Annotated in this window: 29 protein-coding genes; 8 read left to right on the top strand and 21 right to left on the bottom strand. The window is 59.1% G+C overall.

Translation table 11 applies throughout. The features are described from left to right. The 8 genes from BX591_RS35005 to BX591_RS34970 all read right to left on the bottom strand — a co-directional run. On the bottom strand, window positions 1–588 hold a 588-nt coding region (locus tag BX591_RS35005; protein ID WP_111935878.1), incomplete at its 3' end, for an N-acetylmuramidase domain-containing protein. Beyond that, window positions 585–866, bottom strand: a complete 282-nt coding sequence (locus tag BX591_RS35000; protein WP_111935877.1) for a phage holin family protein — start codon at window positions 864–866, stop codon at window positions 585–587. The genes BX591_RS35000 and BX591_RS35005, both read right to left, overlap by 4 nt. 6 nt (window positions 867–872) lie before the next feature. Beyond that, window positions 873–1,214, bottom strand: coding sequence for a putative holin (locus tag BX591_RS34995; protein ID WP_111935876.1), 342 nt, complete (start codon window positions 1,212–1,214; stop codon window positions 873–875). Window positions 1,215–1,228: 14 nt separating this feature from the next. After that, a complete protein-coding gene (locus BX591_RS34990; protein WP_111935875.1) occupies window positions 1,229–1,435 on the bottom strand; it encodes a tail protein X in 207 nt (68 codons plus the stop codon). Further along, the gene (locus tag BX591_RS34985) at window positions 1,435–1,917 is read right to left on the bottom strand and encodes a head completion/stabilization protein (protein WP_111935874.1); all 483 of its coding nucleotides are present in this window, start codon (window positions 1,915–1,917) and stop codon (window positions 1,435–1,437) included. Before BX591_RS34985 ends, BX591_RS34990 begins: the two co-directional genes overlap by 1 nt. A 101-nt stretch (window positions 1,918–2,018) precedes the next feature. Beyond that, the gene (gene gpM / locus BX591_RS34980; RefSeq protein ID WP_111935873.1) at window positions 2,019–2,741 is read right to left on the bottom strand and encodes a phage terminase small subunit; all 723 of its coding nucleotides are present in this window, start codon (window positions 2,739–2,741) and stop codon (window positions 2,019–2,021) included. A 2-nt stretch (window positions 2,742–2,743) separates the two neighbouring features. After that, a complete protein-coding gene (locus BX591_RS34975; protein ID WP_111935872.1) occupies window positions 2,744–3,763 on the bottom strand; it encodes a phage major capsid protein, P2 family in 1,020 nt (339 codons plus the stop codon). Window positions 3,764–3,814: 51 nt separating this feature from the next. Beyond that, complete coding sequence (locus BX591_RS34970; RefSeq protein ID WP_111935871.1) at window positions 3,815–4,894, bottom strand: GPO family capsid scaffolding protein; 1,080 nt, start codon at window positions 4,892–4,894, stop codon at window positions 3,815–3,817. 151 nt (window positions 4,895–5,045) lie between these two features. Here BX591_RS34970 and BX591_RS34965 point away from each other — a divergent pair, with 151 nt between their 5' ends. Both BX591_RS34965 and BX591_RS34960 read left to right on the top strand, forming a co-directional pair. Continuing rightward, the gene (locus BX591_RS34965; RefSeq protein WP_111935880.1) at window positions 5,046–6,815 is read left to right on the top strand and encodes a terminase ATPase subunit family protein; all 1,770 of its coding nucleotides are present in this window, start codon (window positions 5,046–5,048) and stop codon (window positions 6,813–6,815) included. After that, window positions 6,815–7,861, top strand: coding sequence for a phage portal protein (locus BX591_RS34960; RefSeq protein ID WP_111935870.1), 1,047 nt, complete (start codon window positions 6,815–6,817; stop codon window positions 7,859–7,861). Before BX591_RS34965 ends, BX591_RS34960 begins: the two co-directional genes overlap by 1 nt. Before the next feature lie 176 nt (window positions 7,862–8,037). Here the strand turns inward: BX591_RS34960 and BX591_RS34955 are convergent, their stop codons facing one another. Beyond that, window positions 8,038–8,727 (bottom strand): replication initiation protein, encoded by a 690-nt coding sequence (locus BX591_RS34955; protein WP_244147204.1) that lies wholly within the window; start codon window positions 8,725–8,727, stop codon window positions 8,038–8,040. A gap of 831 nt (window positions 8,728–9,558) precedes the next feature. Next, window positions 9,559–9,810: a hypothetical protein gene (locus BX591_RS34950; protein ID WP_111935868.1), complete on the bottom strand. Its 252-nt coding sequence runs from the start codon at window positions 9,808–9,810 to the stop codon at window positions 9,559–9,561. A gap of 1,219 nt (window positions 9,811–11,029) precedes the next feature. Between BX591_RS34950 and BX591_RS34945 the strand changes: the two genes are divergently transcribed. From BX591_RS34945 to BX591_RS34930, 4 genes are read left to right on the top strand one after another with little or no spacing between them, the layout of a single operon-like run. Next, on the top strand, window positions 11,030–11,644 hold the full coding sequence (locus BX591_RS34945) for a ParA family protein (protein WP_167444681.1): 615 nt from the start codon (window positions 11,030–11,032) through the stop codon (window positions 11,642–11,644). Next, window positions 11,641–11,973 carry a hypothetical protein gene (locus BX591_RS34940; RefSeq protein ID WP_111935866.1) on the top strand — a complete coding sequence of 111 codons (333 nt, stop codon included), beginning with the start codon at window positions 11,641–11,643 and terminating at the stop codon, window positions 11,971–11,973. The genes BX591_RS34945 and BX591_RS34940 overlap by 4 nt, the downstream gene beginning before the upstream one ends. Before the next feature lie 56 nt (window positions 11,974–12,029). Next, window positions 12,030–12,236: a hypothetical protein gene (locus tag BX591_RS34935; RefSeq protein ID WP_111935865.1), complete on the top strand. Its 207-nt coding sequence runs from the start codon at window positions 12,030–12,032 to the stop codon at window positions 12,234–12,236. Further along, entirely contained in the window at window positions 12,236–12,592 is a 357-nt protein-coding gene (locus BX591_RS34930) for a hypothetical protein (RefSeq protein WP_146749855.1), read from the top strand. The genes BX591_RS34935 and BX591_RS34930 overlap by 1 nt, the downstream gene beginning before the upstream one ends. A gap of 84 nt (window positions 12,593–12,676) precedes the next feature. On the opposite strand, the gene BX591_RS34925 is transcribed toward BX591_RS34930, so the two are convergent. The 4 genes from BX591_RS34925 to BX591_RS34910 are packed head-to-tail and all read right to left on the bottom strand — an operon-like array spanning window position 12,677 to window position 16,431. Then, complete coding sequence (locus tag BX591_RS34925; RefSeq protein ID WP_244147203.1) at window positions 12,677–12,910, bottom strand: hypothetical protein; 234 nt, start codon at window positions 12,908–12,910, stop codon at window positions 12,677–12,679. 44 nt (window positions 12,911–12,954) lie between these two features. Continuing rightward, complete coding sequence (locus tag BX591_RS34920; protein WP_111935862.1) at window positions 12,955–15,735, bottom strand: toprim domain-containing protein; 2,781 nt, start codon at window positions 15,733–15,735, stop codon at window positions 12,955–12,957. A 33-nt stretch (window positions 15,736–15,768) separates the two neighbouring features. Beyond that, a complete protein-coding gene (locus BX591_RS34915; protein ID WP_111935861.1) occupies window positions 15,769–16,158 on the bottom strand; it encodes a hypothetical protein in 390 nt (129 codons plus the stop codon). A gap of 24 nt (window positions 16,159–16,182) precedes the next feature. Then, a complete protein-coding gene (locus BX591_RS34910; protein ID WP_111935860.1) occupies window positions 16,183–16,431 on the bottom strand; it encodes an Ogr/Delta-like zinc finger protein in 249 nt (82 codons plus the stop codon). A 361-nt stretch (window positions 16,432–16,792) separates the two neighbouring features. On the opposite strand from BX591_RS34910, the gene BX591_RS34900 reads away from it, so the two are divergent. Further along, window positions 16,793–17,455 carry a LexA family transcriptional regulator gene (locus BX591_RS34900; RefSeq protein WP_111935858.1) on the top strand — a complete coding sequence of 221 codons (663 nt, stop codon included), beginning with the start codon at window positions 16,793–16,795 and terminating at the stop codon, window positions 17,453–17,455. Here BX591_RS34900 and BX591_RS34895 read toward each other — a convergent pair. Together BX591_RS34895 and BX591_RS34890 are read right to left on the bottom strand one after the other, a co-directional pair. After that, a complete protein-coding gene (locus BX591_RS34895; RefSeq protein ID WP_111935857.1) occupies window positions 17,415–18,080 on the bottom strand; it encodes a recombinase family protein in 666 nt (221 codons plus the stop codon). The genes BX591_RS34900 and BX591_RS34895 overlap by 41 nt on opposite strands. Next, a complete protein-coding gene (locus tag BX591_RS34890) occupies window positions 18,073–18,528 on the bottom strand; it encodes a DUF6884 domain-containing protein (protein WP_244147201.1) in 456 nt (151 codons plus the stop codon). The genes BX591_RS34895 and BX591_RS34890 overlap by 8 nt, the downstream gene beginning before the upstream one ends. Before the next feature lie 233 nt (window positions 18,529–18,761). Between BX591_RS34890 and BX591_RS34885 the strand changes: the two genes are divergently transcribed. Then, complete coding sequence (locus tag BX591_RS34885; protein WP_111935856.1) at window positions 18,762–19,772, top strand: glycosyltransferase family 9 protein; 1,011 nt, start codon at window positions 18,762–18,764, stop codon at window positions 19,770–19,772. A 69-nt stretch (window positions 19,773–19,841) separates the two neighbouring features. Here the strand turns inward: BX591_RS34885 and BX591_RS34880 are convergent, their stop codons facing one another. From BX591_RS34880 to BX591_RS34860, 5 genes are all read right to left on the bottom strand, one after another. Then, entirely contained in the window at window positions 19,842–20,192 is a 351-nt protein-coding gene (locus tag BX591_RS34880; protein WP_111935855.1) for a BrnA antitoxin family protein, read from the bottom strand. Then, window positions 20,176–20,445, bottom strand: a complete 270-nt coding sequence (locus BX591_RS34875; RefSeq protein WP_111935854.1) for a BrnT family toxin — start codon at window positions 20,443–20,445, stop codon at window positions 20,176–20,178. The genes BX591_RS34880 and BX591_RS34875 overlap by 17 nt, the downstream gene beginning before the upstream one ends. A gap of 105 nt (window positions 20,446–20,550) precedes the next feature. After that, complete coding sequence (locus tag BX591_RS34870; protein ID WP_111935853.1) at window positions 20,551–20,754, bottom strand: hypothetical protein; 204 nt, start codon at window positions 20,752–20,754, stop codon at window positions 20,551–20,553. Beyond that, window positions 20,751–21,290 carry a hypothetical protein gene (locus tag BX591_RS34865; protein ID WP_146749854.1) on the bottom strand — a complete coding sequence of 180 codons (540 nt, stop codon included), beginning with the start codon at window positions 21,288–21,290 and terminating at the stop codon, window positions 20,751–20,753. The genes BX591_RS34870 and BX591_RS34865 overlap by 4 nt, the downstream gene beginning before the upstream one ends. 53 nt (window positions 21,291–21,343) lie before the next feature. Next, on the bottom strand, window positions 21,344–22,261 hold a 918-nt coding region (locus BX591_RS34860; protein WP_111935851.1), incomplete at its 5' end, for a phage late control D family protein.

Below are 22,261 nucleotides of genomic sequence, written 5' to 3'. Positions count from 1 at the left end.
GTCGATGCTCGAATAGCCGAGCCGTTCCCAGTGATAGCCCATCACCTGAAACGCGCCCCAGCTCGCCGACTCATACGCCGCGCCGGCGTCGATCAGCTCGGCCGACGCAAGCCGCGAATACTCGGCCGCCTTGCCCATGTAGCCGCCGCGCGTCTGTGAAAGGATGTTCGGATACTTCGCGGCAATCGGCGCCGGGTCTATGCCGCGTGCCTGTAGCCTTTTCCAGAAGATGTGACGTTCGAACAGGATTGCCGGCCGGCCGTCGAGCAGAAAGCCAGATCCGTTCGATTCCACGTCGTTGACGGCGCGCACACAGGCGAGCGGCACGCCGAGCTTGTCGGCCGCTGCGACCAGATCGGCGAGTGCGAGGTGTTTTGGGTCGCGCTGGCCGGTTGCGAGCGCGGCGAGAGTCTTGGGGCCAGCGACGCCGTCGTCGACGAGGCCGGTTTTCTTCTGCAACGCGATAACCGCGGACTCCGTGGCGTCGTCGTACAGGTGCGTGACGTCGAGCGGGTAGCCGGCGCGGATCAAACGGCGTTGCAACAGCCCAACGTCGTCGCCGTGGTCGCCGAAACGGTGCGTCATCATGGTTCATTGCTCCAGAGCAGGCGCGCGACGTTGCCGCGCACGCCAAAGACAAACAGGGCCAGCAGCACCGCCGAGCCCGCTTCGAAAATGCCGGTCGATTTCGCGTGTAGCGCCAGCTCGATCGCCGAGCCGCCCATGACGACGACAAGCGCCCAGGCGATCCATGAGACGTGGCGACGGTGCCGCGCGCCCTGCCGGCGGTAGGTCAGCACGCGCACGATTGCAGCGAAATAGGCCGCCAGTGCGATCAGCGCGATAGGGGTGAAGTGATAGAACACGGTGACCTACCCTCCTTTCCTGAACATCGCGAACAGGTCGAGCGTCTTGACGCGCTCGATCAGCTGCAGCGTGACGGTAATGACCATCGCGGCCGCGAAGAACGCCGCCACGCCGGTTGACCTGATCGGGGTCGCGTTGACGATCTCGGGTGCGGCCAGATAGCCCATCACCAGCGAAATCAGCATGTAGGCGAGGCGCTTCAATGCGCCGATATCTTTCGACGTGACGACAACGAGCGCGGCGCCCGTAAAGGCGCCGATCAGCGCGTTGCCGTCGATACCCGGTGCGAGGCTCGCGAGGCCAATCGCGGCCGACAGTGCGAGGGTGGTGGTACTCGGTTCGGCCATGGTCGGCTCCGTGGTCAATCAAACAGTTGCAGCAGGGGCGTCGACGTGTTGACGCTCGCCAGCTCGGGAAGAAAAACAGGTGTATCGATGGGCAGGATCACGCCTAAGTCGGCGAGGCCGGCATTCGCTTCGAGTACGGCTTCAACGGTCCCATCGGTGCGGCCGTAGTGACGCCAGCACAGCGCGTCGACGGTGTCGCCCTGTTGTGCAAGGACGATCATCAGATCAGCTCAATCGTGGAGCGCGACAGCCCGCGCATGTCGCTCATAGCCCAACGCGCATTGCGGCGCGACAGACAGATGGTCTGTTCCAGCTCGTCGGCCTTCTGGCCACCCGATTTTGTCGAGTCGAAATCGCGATAGCGCTCGGTCAGGTCGGCGTGCGCGAGATTGAAGACAGCGCGGCGATAGCGCGCGAGCTGCACGCTTTCGCCGCCGATACTCGGCGCCGGTACGGCGGCCAGATCGGCATGACCGGCCGCAACGTGGCCGGCCTGCCATGTGCCCAGCTCCGCATTCACGCTGGCGATCGCATCGATCGTGGCATCGCGCAGTCGTTCATGCGTCACGGTGCCGTCGAGCCGCATCGACGCGCGCAAGGCGTTCATATCGATGTCGGGAAACCAGCCATCGTTCGTGACGATCGCGGCATCGGCCGGCGTGGCGGGGATGGTCGGCTCTGCGGTCGCGATAAAGCTGTTCATGGCCGTAACTCAGAAAGTGATGGCGGTGGACCGGCGTTCGAGTCCCGTTTCCGTCAGGTGTAGGGATTGAACGCCGGTGCCGCCATGCCGGTAGGGGCTCTTTACTTGCGGTCGGCCTTGGGGCCGCCCGCATCGCTCAACGCTTTTTCAAGCCGAGCAATGTTCGTTTTCACGCCGGCCGCTGCGTCGTACTGCAGCGCGAGGCGTAGGTTTTTCAGGGCAAATTCGGTCCATCCGCGATCGATGCCGATTGCGGGGCCGCCGGCAAGCACGTCAGCCGGCGCATATGCGAGGCCAATCGCCTTGTGCAGCTTGGCGCGAATCTGGTCGTGCATGTCGGTCGACGCGGTGAGCTGTTCGATTTCGACAAGCTGCGCGCCGTCGACCGGTGCGCCGGTCTTGACCGCGCTCAGTGCCGCGTCGGCGAATTCTTCGGCGATCGCGGCCGCCGTCGAGCGCTCGTATTGATCGGGCAGCGTCAGGCGGTGATGCAGCGCGTAGCGCGCGATATCGAGCGCGCCGGCGTAGTCGCCCGCATCGACGCGCCAGATCATGAGCGTCATCAAAACATCGTCCTGACCGCCCCGCCCGCCTTCGAGCGCACCTTTCACGTACGCGTCGTATTCCGGCAGCACTTCGCGCTTGACTTCAATTTTTCGCGCGACGGACTGGATGGACTTCAATCGCCGCTTGTCGGTGTCGAGCTTCACGAGCATCAGCTCATAATGGCTCGCGCCACGCAGCGATTGACCGGGTGCAACAGATGCGGCCGCTTTAGCAGCGCGCACGCGCTCGATATGGCGTTTGGCGGGGCTGGTCGTCATGGTTATGCCGCCGGTTCGATTTCGATGTTTTCGATCACGCAACCCGCGCCGAAGTCTTCGACGACATACGCTTCGTTGCTCGATTCGTAGTTCTCGATTTGGTCGCGGGACGGGTTATCGATAACGGCGCGGCGACGAGCGCCGAGCTGGTAGTAAATCGACAGGTTGTCGAGACGCGTAATCATCAGCTTGTTGGCCGGGAAGAAAGGCGCGGTAACAGCCTGCAGGCCGCCAATGCGTTTCTGGCTCACAACCATGTCAACCGCGTTCTTTTCCGTCGCGACGTTCGAACCGTTCACCAGCGGGAAATACTTGTCATGCAGCAGCGAGCGGCCGCACACAACCACGAGGCCGGTGTCGTCGCGGTGCCATTCGTCGAGCAGTTCGAGCGCGTCGAACACGAGCGCATCGAGGTTCTTGTAATCGGTGCCGGCGCTGGTGCCGATCTTGATCTTGGCCGAGCCGGCGACGACTTCTTTCATCACGCGCTCGGCGGCTTCGTCGCGGTAATGCTGGAGCCAGCCTTTATTGACGTCCTGCAGCAGCGGATGTGCCGCGCGGTCGGACGTTGCCGCACGCGAGACGCCATTGAAGCCGATGCGGATGCGATCGCGGGCCGTCGCCAACAGGATTGCGTCGCGAATACGGGTCTGGAAATCCGGAAAAATCGACCACGCATCCATGCGGGCGTACTTCAGCGCCGTGTCGAAATCGGTTTTCGTAGCGGTGTACGTGTTGCCTTCGAGGTCGGTCGGATCAACCGGCGTGCGCGCCTTGGCGGTGGTGTCGGTCGTGCTCGCGATCGGCGAATTGATGCCGAGGCCGATTTTCTCGCCGGTCTGTTCCTGCACGCCGATCATGTTGATGGACGAGAGGAACGCGCTCGACTCCTGAACACGGGTTTCTAGCGTTTGCTGCACGCTCGGATTGACCGTGAATTTGGCGGCGGCGTTAGGCACACCGTTAAGGGTCGCGATTGCCTCCAGATAAGCATTAAAGGCAAGCCGGGTTTCATTACGCATGGGTGAATCTCCGAAACGTTGAGGGGTGAAGCGTGTGCGCAGCTCGTCGCGTTAGCAGTCGGTCTTGACGGTGCCGGCCGAGCCAGTGACGGGCGGGCGTTGCTGGCCGCCGCTCTGCTGTGAGAGATTCGTCGTCAGGTTGGCCAGCGCCTGTGCGGTCGCTTCGTGTGCTCGCTTCTCGGCGGCCAGATCGTTCGTGAGCTGGTCGAGCTGTGCGGCGAATTCGTCGACGCGTGCGGCCTGCTGTTGGCCGTGTTCGGCGAGCGTTTCGATTGCTTGGGTGGTGTCGGCGAATCGCTTGTCGTCGGTTGCGCCCTTCTCTTTCACGAGGCCGAGGATTTCGCCGACACGCTTGAAAACCGACGTTGTGACCGGCGGCGTCTGCGTGGTTTCCGGGCCGCCCGGCGCGTCGAATTCGAACGGCGTTTCCATCGCTTCAGAAAAGAGGTTTTCCGGCGATTGCTTGCGATTGGCGAACGGGTTTTCTTTCTGGCCGGCGGCGAACGAAAGAATTTCGGTGCCGAGGCTCGCGGGGCTATCCGTTACCGCGAGGCCGATCAGGTAGGCCTGTTTCGTGTCGGCAAACGAGTAACTGATTTCGATCGAAGAATAGATTTTCTGGCCGGCTTTCGTCAGGTCGATCAGTGCCTGGGTCGGCGCGATTTGCGCATACAGTGCGAGCTTGCCTTTTAGCGGGCCGTCTGCGATTTGCTCGGCTTTGAGCGCGGTCACGTCACCATACGAGCCGAACGGCTGATTCTGCGACATGGGCGCATAGCCGCGAACGTGTTCGCAGTTGACACGCGCGCCGTACACCTCGCGGTTATAGCTGGACGCCATTTGTTGAATCCAGTCGCGTTCGACGCTGCGGCCGTCAGTCGTCGCACCTTCGACAGCGACGCGAAACCACTTGTCATTCGCTGCGTGATTACCCTTGCCGTCGACGCTGGCGATCGAGCCAATACCCATGGCGGCGCCGATCGCATAGCCGGCATGTTGGCCGAATGCGCCGATCACGTCGCCATGCTGAAGAATCGCGCTAACCGATACGGCGGCCGCGTGTGCGTCGATCGAGACAAACGCCAGCGCCGCGACGGCGACCGACATAGGCGACAACTTTCGTTTGAACATCGTGTGTACTCCGGCAGGTTGAAAACAGGTGTTTGTGTAGGTCTCCATGTTCGGGGTTGCCCGGTTTTCACTCAACGTTTTGCATCTGTTTTCGCTTTGGATACAAGGCCTTACGCTGCGCGCGCGCGTGTGCCGCGGTTACGCTTTCGGCATGCTCGAAATAGCCGAAAACCCCATCACCGAAATCGATCCACGCAAGGCCGCACGCGCGCTCTACTGGCAGGGCTGGCGTGTGTCGTCGATTGCGTCGCATATGGGCATCAAGCGTGCGACCGTCGAGGCATGGAAACAGCGCGACGAGTGGGACAAGTGCGAGCCGATCGACCGCGTCGAGCTGACGCTAGAGATGCGGCTTAATGCGCTGATCGCGAAGGAGAAAAAAGAAGGCGTCGACTTCAAGGAAATCGACCTACTCGGCCGGCAGATGGCGAACATTGCCCGCGTGCGCAAGTACGGCGAGACGGGGAAAGAAGCCGACCTGAATCCGAATATCGAGGCACGCAACGCAGCGCCAAAGAAGAAGCCGACACGCAACGAATTCAGCGAGGAACAGACGGAAAAGCTGTTAGACGCTTTCCGCGATTCGCTGTTCGATTATCAAAAGGTCTGGTATCGGAACGGCCATCAGCGCACGCGAAACATTCTCAAATCGCGGCAGATCGGGGCGACATGGTATTTCGCTCGCGAGGCTCTAGCCGATGCGCTCGTGACGGGTCGCAATCAGATTTTCCTTTCGGCCAGCAAGGCACAGGCGCATGTTTTCAAGCAATACATCACGCAGTTTGCGCGTGAGGCTGCAGACGTTGACTTGACCGGCGACCCTATCGTTTTGCCGAACGAAGCCATTCTCTATTTTCTCGGTACGAACGCACGCACCGCGCAGAGCTATCACGGCAACTTCTATTTCGATGAATATTTTTGGGTGCCGAAATTTACCGCGCTCAACAAGGTTGCATCGGGCATGGCGATGCACAAGCAATGGCGCAAGACGTATTTTTCTACGCCGTCAAGCATCGGTCACGAGGCTTACAAATTCTGGAGCGGCGAGCATGTCAACCGGGGCCGGTCAAAGGCCGATCGCATCCAGTTCGAGATTTCACACAAGGCGCTCGCCGGCGGTCGCTTCTGTGAGGACAGGCAGTGGCGGCAGATCGTCACCGTAGAGGATGCGGCCGCCGCCGGCTGCACGCTGTTCGATCTTGACGAATTGCGGCTCGAATATAGCGCCGAGGAATACGCCAACTTGTTGATGTGTCAGTTCATCGACGACACGGCGTCTATTTTCAGTCTCGCCAATCTGCAGCGCTGCATGGTCGACTCATGGGAGGAGTGGACCGACTTTAAGCCGCTTACAGCGCCCTCACGGCCTTTCGGCAATGCTCCGGTATGGGTGGGCTATGACCCGGCTCTTTCGGGCGACACGGCGGGCTGTGCGGTGGTCGCGCCCTCTGTTGTACCGGGCGGCCCGCTGCGCGTACTGGAGAAACATCAATGGCGCGGCATGGATTTCGAGGCACAGGCTCGCGCTATCGAGCAGATCACGCAGCGTTACAACGTCGCTTACATGGCAATCGACACGACCGGCATCGGCCAGGGCGTTTATCAGCTCGTGAAGCAGTTCTATCCGCGTGTGGTCGGGCTCAACTACTCGCCCGAGGTAAAAGGCCGTCTTGTTCTCAAGGGGCTGTCTGTGGTCGGCAATGCACGACTGCAGTTTGATGCCGGATGGACGGACATGGCGCAAGCGTTCATGGCGATCAAAAAGACGATGACGGCGAGCGGCCGACAGGTGACATATGAGGCAGGGCGAAGCGACGAGATAGGTCACGCTGACCTTGCTTGGGCGGTCCTGCATGCGATATCGAACGAGCCGCTAGAAGGCACAACGGCCCGTAATACTGGATTTATGGAGATTTATTGATGAGCAGAAAACGCACAGGCCAACAGTTCGCGAAGCTGGCGCGGACGACAGCCGTTGCAGCGACGCCGGCCAGAAGTGAGGCGTTCACGTTCGGCGATGCAGTGCCGGTAATGAACCGCGCCGAGATTCTCGACTATTGCGAACTGCTTTCAATCAACGGATGGTATGAGCCGCCGGTGAGCTGGTCGGGGCTTTCGAAATCGTTCCGAGCTGGTACGCATCACGCTTCCGCGATCTACTTTAAGCGCAACGTGCTGGCGTCGACATTCGTCCCTCACCCGCTCATGTCGGCCGATTCGTTTCGACGTTGGGCGCTTGATTTCCTTGTGTTCGGGAACGCATATCAGGAGCGACAGCGCAACCGGTTGGGCGGCACGCTGAAATTCGAGCCGCCGCCAGCGAAGTACGTTCGACGCAAGGCCGATTTACAAACCTATGTGCAAATCAACGGCTGGCAGGTTCAACACGAGTTTGATGCGGGCGCGGTGCATCACCTGTTGGAACCGGACGTAAATCAGGAAGTGTATGGCCTGCCCGAATATCTCGGCGCGCTGCACGCGGCATGGCTCAATGAGTCGTCGACGCTGTTCCGCCGGCGCTATTACGAGAATGGAAGTCACGCCGGGTTCATCCTGTATTCGACGGATAGCCAGATCGATCAGAACGATGTCGACGCGCTGCGCGAGGCGTTGAGAAATGCGAAGGGACCGGGCAATTTCCGCAATCTGTTCCTTCATGCACCAGGCGGGAAAAAGGACGGAATTCAGCTTATCCCGGTATCAGAGGTCGCGGCGAAAGATGAGTTCTTCAACATCAAGAACATCACGCGCGACGACTTGCTCGCGGCGCATAGGACGCCGCCGCAATTGCTCGGCATCGTGCCAAGCAACACGGGCGGCTTTGGCGCGGCCGACACTGCGGCGAAGGTGTTCGGACGCAACGAAATCGAGCCGCTACAGGCTCAATTCATGGGCTTCAATGAGTGGGCGGGCGACGAAATCGTAAGGTTCAAGCCGTACATCGTGGACGCGGCAGCGAAGGCATAACGCCGACAAAGTAACCGGGGTTTTGTCCCAATAGCGAAAATAGCGGATTGCGTAACGAAATGTAAGCAAAACGTAGTGTACGGGCTTGAGTGGCCGGGCGCGCCCGTTCCTTTACGGGTTCGGCCCGCGCCATCTTGACGGAATGACCTATTGGGACAAATCCCCGGTCAACCGGGTTAGAAAAGTGACGTTTGGGGATTCGCGCTGAATTTGAAATCAAGGCCGATCACCTTGCGGCCGGCGGTCACTGTCTCCCACTCGATCAATAACCCGTTTTTCTCGATCAGTTCTGTCACCGCCGGCTCGATCACGCGCCGACGCAACTCCTTGAAGTTTTTGCGGTGGCTGTCTTTAGCATCCATCGCTGTATGGAATTCTTCGATACTTGGCGTATAGCGGCCTTTCCTCGCCCACGACTTGAAACATTCATACAGGCGCCATGAATAAGCCGAGCGCAGCGCAGCCGTTTGTTTGAGCTTGTATGACGTGAATTGCTTGCGCAGCCCGAACAGGTGCGGCACTACTTCGTGCCACCAGTGCAGCTCTACCCACCCTTCGCCCTTGTGATATTCGGCCTTGCCGACCCATCGAAATTTCTGTTCTTTGGGGCCTTTGGGCGTCTCCTGTATCGTCCGCACGTATCGATTGAACAGGCTTTCGCTCGCCTGTTGCAGTTGCTCATAAGCGGCATCTAGGCCGATCTCGAACGTCTCTGCGTACTCCATTGCCGACAGGCGAACAGCCCATGCGCCCTTGCGATGAATCTCGGCCATAGGTATCGAGTCATTCTTTGCGATGCAAGAGGCAATCAGCCGCTTTTCAGCGAGGCCGAGGCCATGCGAAGCGCGCGTGAGAGCGTTGCTCATGTTCACGTTTCGGTCGGACAGTTCTGCGGCTTGAGTTAGAGCCGCGCGCGGTGCTTTCATTGGGACACTTCCCCCGTTATTGGTGCGTGAACGGATTGTGTCCCAATAAGGGCATTGGTGCAAGCAAAGTTTCGTGTACACCTGTGGATAGGACCGGGGTTTTGCCCCATAAACCGGGGTTTTGTACACTTTGAACCGGGGTTTTGTACACCTTGAACCGGGGTTTTGTACACCATATCGCCCGGAAAAGCCCGCCCCGTATGGCTTTGAAGGTGCCGAAAACGTTTTAAAACGTATAAAACGAAATACAAGAAACCGCACGCGCGGGAAAATTACGCGCGGCGGGTTTAACCCCACCCTTCCGCGCTTCGCGCTCCCTCCCGTGAGGGCCACAAGTGCGCGCCTTCGGCGCGACACTTGACGATGAAAATCCTATCCAGATAAACGAAGCCGCGCGCGTTGGCGCGGCCGTGGTCAACACGCGTTACCAGCTCCCGAAACTCAATCGCGGCTCACACCTCACACTCAAAAACTTGGTTCACACGCACACGGGGCTAATGGTCTAACCGCCTGACGCGGCAAGCCGCGCCACGCGCTAAGACCGGGGGTAAATCGTGCTCGGCGCGTGCCGCTACGCGGCCCACACCGACCCCTCAACCCGGCCCGGCCGTGCTTCGCCCGGCCCCTTGGCCATTGCCTATTCGGCCCGCGTCATGCAACGGCCGCAAATGTTCAGCAATGAAGGGGGCAAATCGGTTTGATTGGCACGCACGAAGGCGATTTTCCGGGCCGTGGCAAGGCTGCGGCCTGATCGGTGAGCCCTGCCCTACCTCAATCCGGCGAGGCGCGCTCGAAGGCTCGCGCTTCGCCTGGCTCGCGTGGCTCTCGTGGCCGCATGAATCGCGTGACGATTTCATAGTAGGCCGTTTGCGGTGGCAGGCGGCCGGTGCGATCGCAGAAACGCCGCGTCGCGATCGTCGCGTAGTACTCGGCTTGGTGTCGTGGCAAACCGCCGTCGATCTCCATGATCGCGGCCCGCTCGGCGAGGTATTCGCGGCTGTCGGTGTCGTCGTCGGCTCGCATGCGCCAAAACACTGTACAAAAACACAGTATAGCCGGCCGCCAGAACCTGCGAAACCGAGGGGGTGACGCGGCCCTTGGCGCGCGTTTGCCGGGCCGCTGGCGGGTCCGTGGTGGCTCGGCAGGGGTAGAGAAACCCCGTGTGAACCCGGCCCGCCGTGGCGCGTGTACGAGGTCGCCGCGTTTTAAAACGCGGTCCCCCCTCCCCGCCTGCCCTCCGCTTGAGGGGCTGGTTTTGATGCAGTCGCCAGCATCGGGCCACGCCGCGCCGTTGCTAGGGGTTCCGGCCGATTTCGATGCATGGAAAGTGATGCAGTTTGATGCACGCAAGGCCGGTTTTGATGCGTTTTGGTAGGTTTGATGCAGATTCGGCCGGGAAAAGAGGCAAATCGAGCCGAAACCGAGACAGGCGCAGCGCAAGTGCGGGATTGCGGGATATGGTCAGATCAATTCTTAAGTGATTGATTTTAAATGTGATCTTATCCCCACGCGAACCCCGCAAAACTGCGGGGACGCTGCGGGATTTGCGGGATAAGAAAACCGGCCAGAAAATTTTTGTGGGACGCCACTCCTTGCGCGCGGGATTGCTTCGCTTTACTTCTCTCTGCCTATTCTTCTTCTCTTTCAATTATTTAAAGAGAGAGATAGAAGAAAGGCGACGGCGGCCGGTGCGGTAGAAAAACGGCGAGTTGCGGGAAAAAACGTCCCCATTGCGGGACGGTGTTTTCTCAAGAATCAATGGTTTAGGTAAAAACAGAGTTGAAATCCCGCACGTTTTTGCGCTGCCTGTGCCTTGGGCGCGGAAAACGGACGCGCGGGCGCCGGCCGGCGCTTTCTCTCGTCGACGCCAGCCGCCTGGCTCGCTCGAAGTCGGCGAGCCGGTCGACGGTGGCCAGCATCGAGGCGTGCGCGACCGGCGGTCGCTGCGATCGCGCCGGCTGCAGCTCGTCGACGTGGCCGCCCTGCCCTACCGTCGACCGGGTGGTGCCTTGATGCCATGGCGTCAAGGCACCAAAGTATCAAGGCACCAATTCCGCATGGGCATATCATGGTGTCATGGCATCATGGTATCAATGTGCCATGGAATCAAAACATCGTGATACCAAAGTATCAAAAGTGATGATATAGTTCGGCTTAACGCAATGCCAGTAAGGATTTGCGGCCATGACACCTTGATACTTTGACACTTTGATACCACGGGGATATCGGTATGAAAAGACGCATGAAAGTAATTGCGGTATTCAGTCAGAAGGGCGGCAGCGGAAAATCGACGACAGCAATTCATTTGGCCGTTGAGGCGTCGACAGCGCACAAAACAGCATTGATCGATGCGGACGGGCAGGGAACCGGGACAGCTTGGGCGGGCGGCCGAACGAGCGAGGAACCGGCCGTTGTGCCTGGTGCGCCTTCGACCATCGTTGATCTTTTGGCGTCTGCAGAGTCAGAGGGTTTCGAGCTGGTGTTTGTGGATTGCCCGCCGCATATCGTCGCGGGTGCGGTCGAGCTGGCGAGCGTCGCCGATTTGGTCGTTGTGCCGGTGCAACCGACCTTTCCGGATTTGGCTGCGCTCAATGCCGCGCTCTCAGTCGTCGTCGCTGCGGGCAAGCCCTTCGTGTTTGTCCTGACCCGGGCAGACAACTCAGCAGAAACGCGCGAAGCGATCGACAAGCTCGCCGAGGTCGCGCCGGTGTGCCCGACCATCATCAGCGATCGCAAGGCCTATCAGCGCGCGCTCACGACCGGGAGCGCGGTCAGTGAAACGACAACGAAACGCGATGCACCAGCACGCGCCGAAACGAAGGCCGTTTATCAATGGCTTATGGAGAAAATAAAGTGAGCACGAAAAAACCGAGTTTTGCCAGCCTGAAAATCAACGCGGGTAATGCGTCGGCCGCCGTGGTTCCGCCGGCAGAGGAGCGCGCCAAAGGGCCGGCAGTAGAATCGATCGAGGTCGAACATGCGCCGGCGGCCGTCGAAAGAAAGGTGAGTAAGGCAAAGCTGCCAAAAACGATCCCTGTGCGCATGACGCGGGAGCAATGGTACGAGGCAAAGGAATTCGCGATGCGTTTCGATACGTCGCTGCAGGAAATGTTCATTGCTGGTTTGAACATGATGCGCGCATCGAAAGGCCTGCCGCCATTGACAGGAACGCGGCAGGCAAAATGATACCTTGATACCTTGGTGTCATGGCATCAAGGTATCAATTTTGAAGCGGGGTTGATATGACAGATGAGATTGAGCGCTTAGCGCAACTGGCATTGAGGGCAATCCGGCCGCGCTTTGAAATTTGGGCCGGCGATAACGGATACAGCGTCGAGCGATCCGACAAGGGCGATCCGGGCTCGAAATACGCGTCGCTGGCAACGCAAGCGGCTTTTGAGGGATGGTGCGGTGCGCTGTTCGATAGCGTCGACAACACGGGGGTGTGATGGTAAATCCGTATTTGGCAGGTTTAGAGCTGGTGAAGCAACACTCAGGCACGAGCGGTCAAGGTGCGCTTGCAAAGTGCATTCTGTCTTTGTACAACTCGAATCATCCGTATTCGATCGGCGAAGTCCTGGGACCGCTTGACGCGCACTATACGAGCGTCGTGCTGGCGATGGTCAACGAATACGCGAGGAATGGAGAAACAGAGGAATTGCGCCAGGCTGGTTCGTGGGTCTATGAAAACTTTCCGAACCTGATCGAGCTGTCGCGAGCGATGGGCGAAGCGCGCAGCGTATTGCGCCGGAAATGGGACGAGGATCGCGAGGCAGAGCGTCGTCGGCTCTACCCGGATGACTGAAAAAAAGCGGCCGCACGAGGCGGCCAAAGGTCAGGCGAGGGGGTAGGGTAGGGCCGCCGGCAGCGATCGCGCCGGCGGCCTTTTTTATTGCTTCGTGCGCCGACGCGAATCGTCGCGCCACGCGACATAGTTGGCGCGCAACAGCGAGTGAAACAGATCCGCGGCTTCGACGTTGCTCGCCAACTCGCGCCGCGATTTAATCTTGCAAACGATCCTGACGAACTGTTCTGCCTGGTCGACGCTCACGGTTTCCGTGTCTTCCGTGAAAGTCGTCACCCACTGGCGGAAAGTCAGCAGGCGCGGCAGTGATACGGACATGCGAACGGTGTCAGCTAGTTGGGATTCGGTCATGTCTTTCTCTCTCAGTCGTTTTCGCGGACGTGGTTCAGATTCCACGAAACAGACAAGCCGAACTCGGCGAGCTTGTCGACGAGCAGCGGCGTAACGCGGCGCACACGCTTGCCGTTCATGGTCCGCTCGATTTCCTTGTCGCCTTCGAGCGTGACGCCGGCGGCGACGAGCTGGCGTTTGAACACGGTCGCGGTTTTCACGGGCAGGCTGTTCCACTTGTCGCGCAGACTGTTCGACGTCGAAATGTGGTCCATCACATGCGAGACATTCACCATCAGGCAATCGTGCCCTTCGTGCTTTTCGAACTTGTACGGGTGCTTGAAATTGCCTGCGTCGATTTCAGAAAGCGCCGTTTCCATGATCCAGACCCAAGGCGAGCGTTCCGCGCTCGTTTCCTTGATGTGCGTGTTCATCTCGCCGAGCAGGTCGGCGATGAAGCCGCCTTCTCGCCGATCGATGCCGGCGAACTCACACAGATAGCCCCATGCAAGCAATGGCGCGGCGTAGTTCGTCGCCATACGCTTTGCGCCGTCGTCATCGCCGGCCGCACAGCTCCGCTCAGTGCAGTAGTCGCGCAGCTCGGCATACTTCGCGAGCACTTCGCGGCGATCGAGGCCGGCGAGAAACTGAAGCCACTGACGCACAGGGAAGCGGGGCAGATCGTCGGGCATCATCGGCCCTTTTTTCCCGGTCAGGTTTGTGCGAACGAGCTTGCCGATAAGCGACTTAACCGGCACGTCTTCGCCGGCGAGAAGCACGGGTGCCGAAATGAGGTATTCCGTCATTTCCGCGCCGCGCCGCGAGATCGTGTACTGATAGTTTTCCTGCAGTAGCGCGACGGCCTTATCAATCACGTCCTGACGCCGCGCGCTCAGTTCTTCCCATCCTACGGGGTGGCTGGTGTGGCTCACGCTCGTAAGCAGCCGGAATTCCGTCTGCAGGTTCTGGCCGGAAAACATCGTAAAGCCGATGGTGCGTTCAAGCCGCTTGATAAGCGTCGATTTGCCGGCGCCCTTGTCGGCCTGCAGCGTCATGTGAGGCCAGAACCCTAGCAAGGCCTTCAGGTGGCCGCCCAAGCCCCATACGAGCAGCATGGTTGCGGCGTTGTGCTTGAACGTGTGCTGATACTCGGTGATGACGCGGCGTGCGTCGGCCTTGGTGCCGCTCGCGAAAGTCGTCTCGTGATACGGGCATTGCTTTTCAGGGTCGGTGAAATAGCAGTCCGGCCCTTCGTTGACGGCGAGTTTTCCGTCGCGCCACGCGAGGCCAACGAAGTTGGCGACGCTGCGCGCGCCGAGGTCGACCGTGCGCTCAAGAATCGTGAGCATGCGGGAAAACTGCGCCGGTTGCCATACGGGGCCGAACTTCGTCCAGTGCGTCATGTTGTGGAGCTGGTCGTCGGTCATCACCTTGCGCACGAGTTTCGGGCCGTGGCGGGGCATCTGCACGGTCGGCACGAAGTAATCGCGCGGCGATTGGTCGGGGTCGCCGGTCATGGTGGCGTTGGCGCTGGCAACCGATATGCGGCTCAGTGATGCAATGCGAAAACCGCACAACTCGGAATACTGATTCTTTTCTTCGCCGCTTTCTTCGTCAACGTCGCGCTTGGCGATGTACTGCGTGAAGTCGGGGCGCACGCGAAATTTCCAGTACTGCGCGAAGTCGTGCGCCGGCAGGAACACACGCGGGCGGCCCTTGCGGGTGTCGTCGCCGGCCATGCCGGCAATGAGCCATTGCTCATGCGTGTCGAGCGCTTTAGCCAGTAGGGCGGGGCCGCGTAGTTTCAGGTAATCGTTGACATCGTTGATCGGCTCGCGCTTCTTCGCACCGTCTGCGAGGTCCGCAAGCCATTCTGACTGGTCGACGATTGTCGAGCTGATACTAAGTGCGGTCAGCCGCTCGTAAAGCGTCCAGGCGGCCGCCATGCCGGCGCAGATGCCGGCGCGTGGGTGTCCTTGCGGGTGCGGCTCGTCGTTGTCCATGCAAATGACGACATATTTGCCGCGCAGAAAAGCAAAATCGATGTTCTCAGCGTTTCCGGTACCGCGAATTGCGTACGCGGCCGTACCGGGGATATCACAGCTATCGACCGACAGGGCATTGATTGCGCTTTCGACGAGCACAACGCGCTTGGCCCGCGCGAGGCGCTTCGGGTCGGCCGTCCATCCAAAGCCGAATTTCTCGCCGTGTGATTGGGTCTTCACGTCGCCATTGAGCGCCGGATCGATAAAGCGCATGTCGACGCCGACGAGTTGCGCGGCGTCGTTGCGCACGAGGAACGCAGCGGCCGGCCCTCCGTGGCCGACCTGGCCTTGTGGCTTTTTGCCGCTGACCCAATCGTTATAGCCGATCGTCTTCGCATTTATTGCGACGTTGATCGCGGCCGCCGTGATGCCGCGCCCTTCGAGATAGTCGCGCACCTTTTCACGGTTCGACAGCGAACGCTCTGCGATGTAGTCGAGTGCCGATTTCGCTTCTGCGGCGGCCGGCTTGTCGGCGCGATCGTAGGGGATGCCGTACTCGTCGTGCAGATACTTCATTGCGCCGGGCACGTCGACGCCTTGGGCGTGAATCACCAGATCGATTTGCGAGCCGCTGACATTGGCGCTGTGATCGCGAAAACCGGTGCCGTACTTCGGGTGGTCGATATAGATCGACAGCGACGGATTGCTGTCGGGGTGCGTCGGCGAATGCCATAGCGCCTTGTCGCCGCCCTTGCCCTGTTTGAGTCCGAGGCGGCCGGCGAGGTCGACAATGTCGACGCGCCGTTTCAGTTCTTCGATTGAGGCCATGTGTGTGCGGTGCTCTGCTAGTGCTGCGTGCGGTTAAAGGGGAGTGCGATCGCCGGTGGTGCCGTTAGCGAGCATGTCTTTAGCGCTTGGTACGGGCAGGCTTGAAAGAGCAGGGGTGTTGCACAGGGCGAGCAGTTCAGAGACTGTGAAAATTCGCATGCAGCCGTTTGCCGGATCGCGAACGAAAACGGTGTAACTGGTCGTCAGCGACATGTCTACGTAGGCGCGGCAGCCGTGGGAGCTGCGCTCACCATAGGCTTGCATCGTGATGGTTTCGGCGGTCGGGCGCGACACGTACGCGGTGTCGATAAGGTGCTGAATGCAGCGCTCAATCAATAGGCTGCGTTCGTCGTGGTGGAGGTGTTCGCCTTCGTGTGCTGCGAGGAAAGACTGTGCTGAATAGTGCGTTTGTGTTCTATACATTGTGGCCTCAATGTTGGATTGCAATCAGCCGATTAGCTCAAGCTGTTTCATTACGCGGTCGCGCGTGTGTTGCGATATGGGCAAGCTGACGGCCGCGCTCGGTTTTGCGGACGGTGACAACGTGCGAACCGCTTCATGCATGACGACGAATGAATGACTGCACTCCGCATCCGTACACTGATAGATGATTTCTTTCATCGTGCGGGAGACTTCGCGACTTGTTCGGGCAATCGCTAGCTCGCGGCAGTGTGGGCAAAGTGTTCTGATTCTCATGGCTTGTGATCCCCGATCAAGTGAAGAAACGGCCCCCCGCCTTCGCTGTCTCGGTGGCCTTCATTCAGAGGCCGCTTGCCGGTTGATTTTCTTGCCTGAATTGCCGAAGGCCAGTCAGGTAGATAATTCGCGCCATCGATGCGTTGCTTCGCTGTTCGGCTTGCGCAAGCTGCGATAACGTCGCTCTTTCAGCGTCACTAAGAAGGATCGGCACGCGCTCACTTTTGTGGGTCCGCGTGCCCGGTTTTTGTTGGTGGTTCGTTTGCATTCCGTAACCTTTTGTTTAGGTGTGTTACGAAGTGTAAGTATAGGCCTTAACGAACACTTTCGCATTACTTTTTGCACCTTTCCAACGATCAAAATGACCCAAAATAAAAGCTCTGTTCACGACATAATTGACCGGATGAAATCGGTACTTAACGTTACGAAAGACGTTGAGTTGGCCGGTCATATTGGCGGGGCAAAAAGTCAGCCGGCCGTGTGGAAAAAGCGCGGCACGGTTCCATTGAATGCGTGCGTTTCGCTTGCGATCGAGCGGCGTGTAAGTCTCGATTGGCTAGTGCTGGGGCGTGGCACGCGCGAGCTTGGGGCGGGCGAACAAGTGATCGAACACGTAGAGGAAGGCGGGGACAATGTTGATGTGCCGGCGTTCGATATGCCGGGTTTGCCGCCGAACGAAGATGCTGCACGGACGTGGTGGAGCGTTCCGCGAGCGTGGCTAGTTGGGCTCGGCGTAAGTCCTGACGATGCGATGGTGATGCGCGTTCTCGGCGACGCTAGTTTCGACTCGATCGGACACGGCGATATCGTGTTGCTCGATCGTCGACCGCGTGACTGCGATGGGGTGTTTGTGTTGCGGATCGACAACCGTGTCCGCATAAAGCGCGTTCAGCTAATGAGCGACGGATCGGTGCGGCTATCTAGCGATAACGCAGCGTATGAAGCTGAATACATCGACGCGGCGGCCTACGCCGCGATCGAGGTCATTGGGTTTTGCTTTGCCGCTTTGGGGCGCGTTTTGTAGATCGTGCTGCAGCTTTTCTTTCTTCGTCCCGTTTGAGTGCGCTGTAAATCGTTGGCTTGCTCACGCCGAAGCGATTGGCGATGCTGGTCATCGATATGTCGGGACTCTTGCGTAGGGCTCGAATCTCGGCGATAGCCTTGTCATCAAGTGCGGCCGGTCGGCCACCACTTCTACCGCGAGCGCGGGCCGCGTCAAGCCCCGCTTTGGTGTTCTCGCTGATAACGTCCCGCTGATACTGTGCCATCGCCGCCATGAACCCAAAGAACATGCGGCCTTGTGCTGTGCGTGTGTCGATCTTTTCAGAGAGGCTTTCGAACGCCACACCACGCGCGCCGAGTTCGTCCACTATCTGCACCAGATCGACGAGCGAGCGGCCGAGGCGATCGAGGCGCCACACGATTAATGTGTCTCCCTTTCGCAGCGCGCGCATCATGTTGGCCAACTCCGGCCGGCCGGCCTTCGCTTTGCCGCTAGCCTTTTCTTCGTAGGTCTGCACGCATCCAGCGCGCGCCAGTGCGTCGCGTTGCAATTCGAGATTTTGGTCCACCGTCGAAACGCGTGCGTAGCCGATACGCATGCCGCCGGTGACTAGATCGAGCGTGCCTCTGTCTGCGGGATCACGCATTGCCTGTCCCCATGGCTCGCAGATATGCGCCGAGCTGCGCGCGCTGATAGCCGATAGTGCCGGCCGTCTCTGTAATTGGGGCATCGGGCACGATCAGGCCGAGGCGCGTGCGGCGCTCGATTGCGGCACGCATTACGCGCTTGTATGGCTTTCCACCGGCGAGCAGTACCGCACACACGTCCGAAGGCCAGGCGATCGTGTCGTATGCCGGCAGGTCGCCAATCATATCGTCGGCACGCGCCTCGGTCATGCGTTGCTCGTACGGTTCGATGATTTGATCGGCCGAGAGAAACCCATGTTTAGCCGACAGGATAAGAACCACTGGTCGGGTGCCGGGCGCGTTCGCGCGAAGAGTCGAATACATGACGCCTCGGTAGAGGTCGATCGCCGGCGCCGGCACTGCGGCCTTGGTCGCCGAGCAGGCCATGATGACGAGGTGTTTTTTCATATGCCAATGTTGAAGTAAAAAAACCGGTGTATCAGGCGTTTTCGTTACGTTGATAAGTTTACGGGTTTATTTACTGTTTGTGCGGAAAAAAGGGGCATCAAATGCCCCGTGGCAAAACTGTAAAGAAATCGATCGTTTGTTTGGTGGTCGCGCCGGCGGCCGGCAGCGTAGATGCTTCGCTATAATCCCCGAAATTACAAAAGCATAACTACTTGCTTTCATGCGAGGAACATATGGCTGTCAAGTGCGGGGAATTGGTGTTGCGGATTCGGCGGGCGTTGTCCGTCTCATTAATCAAGCGTAAGGCCTTGATGCTTCTCAGTGGGCAGCAGCTCTTGATAGCGAACGACGCGCCCCATGAAGTTAGAAAACTCCTGTGGTACTACGATTGGGCCACTATCGGCGATGCAATCATGGACCTGTCGCAGAGGTTCATTATTGACCCGCACATTTCAATCGACCTTTGCATGCCGCACGGCCCCATAGAGCTTTTCGTCGGCGACGATCGGTTTCGGCGCGTGGCGCGTTCGCTGGATGATTGCGACGCACGATATGACATGGTCATTGTTCAGAGTCTGACGACGAAAACCATTTTCAAAAAGCTTCAATATCATCCTTTCACGCCGTGGCTGTCGATCATGGCGCACGGTAGGGATGAGCGGTTTTCGAGGATTCAGCTTGCCTATGAACAGATTGCGCGCGTATTCAAGCCGCGCGAAGCAGGCCCGATCGAACCCGCGTTGACGGTATCGGAATTAAGCGCGAGGCGGGAAGACGCATTCACTATCTCAGTTGCCGTAGGCGGGGGCGACAAGCGCCGCCGATACGAGAATTGTGCCGAACTTATCAGGCTGATTTATTCGGCCTGGCCTAAGCACCTTCCATCTCCGAAATTTATTTTGATCGGTACGGGCGACACGGCGCACCAAATTGCAAAGACGGTTCGTGACGACATGAGCTGCGATCGGGTTGAGTCGCATATAGACCTGCCGAGCATCGCGGCTGCAGCAGAGCTGATAAAGCGAAGTTCTTTTTTTGTTGGTGCGGATGGCGGGTTGATGCACATTGCGGCAGCGCTAGGAAAGCCAGGCGTCGCGATATTTTGCGAAATAAAACCAGAGTGGCGCCTCCATTCAAAGTCAAAGATGCGCCCTGTTTTTTCCGAGTTGGATATCAACAGCATTCCGGCCGAGAGAGTCGCCGGCGAAGTGGTCGATTATTGTTGTGAGCTGGCGACGGCTTGATAGAGTCGATCAACCAGTAAAAAGGCCTGCAATATGCAGGCTTTTTTGTATCCATGCTCGCCGCTGAAATCAGCGACCGCGAAACATGCCGTGCGAGCTGGCCCACTCGCGAAGTGCATCGTTCATACGTGATTGCCATCCGTCGCCTGTACCCTTGAACGCATCGATAAGGTCAGGATCGAGCCGGATCGTCGTGCGAACCTTGTGCTGGTCGATCGGCTTAGTCGGGCGGCCGGGACGTTTGAGTAACACCTCTGCGGCGGCTTCGCCGACCATTGCCGGCAGCGCTTCACGCGCGGGACGCATGCGCTTCAATTGCGCATCGGTGAGCGGCGGATTGTCCGTATCGCTCTCGGCCGCCTTGGTGAGTGCCGCATCTTCGGCGGCGTCGGGGATATGAAATTTACGCTTCGTTGACATATTTAAGCACCTCTCTACGGTTTGCCTTGCGCAGACTGATTGCGCGCAGCGTTTCGCCGCGCATGGTGAAGGACAGCGAATAGATTCGATCGCCGATCGGGCCGAGAGCATTGAACCGTTTTTCGTTGTAGTCGAATCGGTCATCGGGCCACACGAGCGCCACGTCCATTTCGAACGCCTCGGCCATCGCCAGCGAAACGCCGTGCTTGCCTTGGTTGGTTTGGTCTTTGACCGGATCGAATTCGATTTGCATGTAATTATTGTATGCACAAAAACCTATGCTTGCAAGAACATTTTTGTGCATACAAAAAAGCCGGGTATTAACCCGGCTTTAGTCGAGGCGTCAGGCTGTTCGCAGTCAGGCCGGCGGAGTGCGGTCCTTCAGCAGCTTGCGCATCCGCCTGTTATCGAGAATCAGAGCGACGAAGACGACGGCAAGCAGGATCTCAGTCGCATGGCTTCCCGCCGACACGGAAAAAAGCCAGGCGAGTGCCGCGCATCCGATTGCTACGGCGATCAGCGCAGCCCGGTCAATCCACCATTCTTTCGAGCCCACTTTCATTGCATGCTCACCGCTTGAAGTCTGCCGGCCGGGATAGTGGCTTTACGCACGAACGCGCTGCGGCCGGGTGCGCCGACCGCGAAAATCTCTGGATTCGTCTGCATGACAAACAGCGTTTGGGCGGGAACACGAATACCGCTATCGAAGGTGAATTTCTGAACGCCCTTCATGGTCGCGTTCGGCGTAGAGCCACAATCGAGATACGCATCCGTGGCGACCATCAGACTACCGACAGCAGCGCCTAGCCAGAATGATGCGTAGATTGCTCCGAACGCGAGCAGCTTTTCGCTTGCTGTCGTCGCGCCGATGACTTCGCCGATCGACGCTGTCTTGCCTAGCTTCTCTGCTGCGGCGACCATCGCGCCGACGCGTGCAAGAACGTTGGCGGGCGCAGTGGAAATGCTCGAAGGCACGTCGAGCCCAAGCGCATCCATGTTGTCTTTAAAGGCTTTATAGAAACCCGCTCCGGTGCATGCTATTGGCATCGCATTCGCTCCCTTTGAGTGGCCGCATGGGCCGCCATCTGCGGCGATCATGCGGCATGCATGTCCGGTCAAATCTGACCGTCAACACTCTATCAAAAGAACGCCTAGCCGCCTTTTCGGAAATGCGAACGGTGCCGTGCGGTAGTTGGGTCGTCTCGCATTTCCATTTCCAGCGCGGTTTCGAACCCACTATCGTTGATCGTGTGCGTCGCTTTCTTCACCAGCCACGGCGTCGCGTCGATCTCCGGTTTGAAACCGGAAACGGTCACAGGCATTTCGGGGAAGGCATCGGGCCGTGCGCGGGCAAGCGTGTAGTCGAACGTCGCCTGGCTGCGCTGCGTGCGGTCATACTCGGCTTGCGCCGCCGCACGCGCTTCGGCTTCGGTCGCGTAGTCTTCCGGCAGCACCTTCATGTTTTTATTGTTCTCACCGCCGATCACAACCGACTTGCGCTTGCCCTTCGCGTTGGAGTGGTAATGCGCGCGCACGCCCGCATAGCTTTCACGCTGCGCGACGTGGTAGCGGTGCCGGTCGCCGCTCGATCGCGTCAGTTCGATCACGCCTAGCGGCTTGCCGCTCACCGTCCTGCCGGTGCCGATCGGCATGAACAGCAGGCGCAAATCCTTCACGTTCATCACGGCGTCGTAACGCTTCGCGAGGCGCGTCAGAAACGACATGTCGCTTTCGTGGGTCTGGTCGATGTGGTCGATCAGGATCTTCGCAATCGTGGCGCCGATCGCCGGCTTGAGCGAGTGGCGCGTTGCGATCGCGCGCACGATCGCGCCGAGCGTCTGCCCGTGCCAGCTCTTTTCACGGCGTTCATGCATTGCGTTGGTCATCGATGCCGAGCGGGCGCGCACGGTGATGATATCCGGCGCGCCGCTGTGTTCGGCTTCGTTGACGGTGAATGTCCCCTTGTCGATCAGCGGCTCGCCGACCCAGCCGATCGATACCTTGATTTCAGCGCCGCGCTTCGGAATCGCAAGGTCGTTTTTCGAGTCGTCGAGCACGAGGTCGAGCAT

Source organism: Paraburkholderia bryophila (genome assembly GCF_003269035.1).
Taxonomy (GTDB): Bacteria; Pseudomonadota; Gammaproteobacteria; order Burkholderiales; family Burkholderiaceae; genus Paraburkholderia; species Paraburkholderia bryophila.
This window is presented reverse-complemented; position numbering and strand designations above follow the sequence as displayed.

Excerpts from the sequence above, each read along its gene's own strand:
- BX591_RS34960 (WP_111935870.1), top strand. The coding sequence starts at position 6,815 with ATGAGCAGAAAACGCACAGGCCAACAGTTCGCGAAGCTGGCGCGGACG.
- BX591_RS34935 (WP_111935865.1), top strand. The coding sequence starts at position 12,030 with ATGACAGATGAGATTGAGCGCTTAGCGCAACTGGCATTGAGGGCAATC.
- BX591_RS34885 (WP_111935856.1), top strand. The coding sequence starts at position 18,762 with ATGGCTGTCAAGTGCGGGGAATTGGTGTTGCGGATTCGGCGGGCGTTG.
- BX591_RS34970 (WP_111935871.1), bottom strand. The coding sequence starts at position 4,894 with ATGTTCAAACGAAAGTTGTCGCCTATGTCGGTCGCCGTCGCGGCGCTG.
- BX591_RS34925 (WP_244147203.1), bottom strand. The coding sequence starts at position 12,910 with ATGTCCGTATCACTGCCGCGCCTGCTGACTTTCCGCCAGTGGGTGACG.
- BX591_RS34965 (WP_111935880.1), top strand. The coding sequence starts at position 5,046 with ATGCTCGAAATAGCCGAAAACCCCATCACCGAAATCGATCCACGCAAG.
- BX591_RS34910 (WP_111935860.1), bottom strand. The coding sequence starts at position 16,431 with ATGAGAATCAGAACACTTTGCCCACACTGCCGCGAGCTAGCGATTGCC.
- gpM (WP_111935873.1), bottom strand. The coding sequence starts at position 2,741 with ATGACGACCAGCCCCGCCAAACGCCATATCGAGCGCGTGCGCGCTGCT.
- BX591_RS34875 (WP_111935854.1), bottom strand. The coding sequence starts at position 20,445 with ATGCAAATCGAATTCGATCCGGTCAAAGACCAAACCAACCAAGGCAAG.
- BX591_RS34995 (WP_111935876.1), bottom strand. The coding sequence starts at position 1,214 with ATGGCCGAACCGAGTACCACCACCCTCGCACTGTCGGCCGCGATTGGC.
- BX591_RS34930 (WP_146749855.1), top strand. The coding sequence starts at position 12,236 with ATGGTAAATCCGTATTTGGCAGGTTTAGAGCTGGTGAAGCAACACTCA.
- BX591_RS34920 (WP_111935862.1), bottom strand. The coding sequence starts at position 15,735 with ATGGCCTCAATCGAAGAACTGAAACGGCGCGTCGACATTGTCGACCTC.
- BX591_RS34950 (WP_111935868.1), bottom strand. The coding sequence starts at position 9,810 with ATGCGAGCCGACGACGACACCGACAGCCGCGAATACCTCGCCGAGCGG.
- BX591_RS34955 (WP_244147204.1), bottom strand. The coding sequence starts at position 8,727 with ATGAGCAACGCTCTCACGCGCGCTTCGCATGGCCTCGGCCTCGCTGAA.
- BX591_RS34990 (WP_111935875.1), bottom strand. The coding sequence starts at position 1,435 with ATGATCGTCCTTGCACAACAGGGCGACACCGTCGACGCGCTGTGCTGG.
- BX591_RS34865 (WP_146749854.1), bottom strand. The coding sequence starts at position 21,290 with ATGATCGCCGCAGATGGCGGCCCATGCGGCCACTCAAAGGGAGCGAAT.
- BX591_RS34975 (WP_111935872.1), bottom strand. The coding sequence starts at position 3,763 with ATGCGTAATGAAACCCGGCTTGCCTTTAATGCTTATCTGGAGGCAATC.
- BX591_RS34895 (WP_111935857.1), bottom strand. The coding sequence starts at position 18,080 with ATGCGTGATCCCGCAGACAGAGGCACGCTCGATCTAGTCACCGGCGGC.
- BX591_RS34890 (WP_244147201.1), bottom strand. The coding sequence starts at position 18,528 with ATGAAAAAACACCTCGTCATCATGGCCTGCTCGGCGACCAAGGCCGCA.
- BX591_RS34985 (WP_111935874.1), bottom strand. The coding sequence starts at position 1,917 with ATGAACAGCTTTATCGCGACCGCAGAGCCGACCATCCCCGCCACGCCG.
- BX591_RS34870 (WP_111935853.1), bottom strand. The coding sequence starts at position 20,754 with ATGAAAGTGGGCTCGAAAGAATGGTGGATTGACCGGGCTGCGCTGATC.
- BX591_RS34945 (WP_167444681.1), top strand. The coding sequence starts at position 11,030 with ATGAAAGTAATTGCGGTATTCAGTCAGAAGGGCGGCAGCGGAAAATCG.
- BX591_RS34900 (WP_111935858.1), top strand. The coding sequence starts at position 16,793 with ATGACCCAAAATAAAAGCTCTGTTCACGACATAATTGACCGGATGAAA.
- BX591_RS34915 (WP_111935861.1), bottom strand. The coding sequence starts at position 16,158 with ATGTATAGAACACAAACGCACTATTCAGCACAGTCTTTCCTCGCAGCA.
- BX591_RS34880 (WP_111935855.1), bottom strand. The coding sequence starts at position 20,192 with ATGTCAACGAAGCGTAAATTTCATATCCCCGACGCCGCCGAAGATGCG.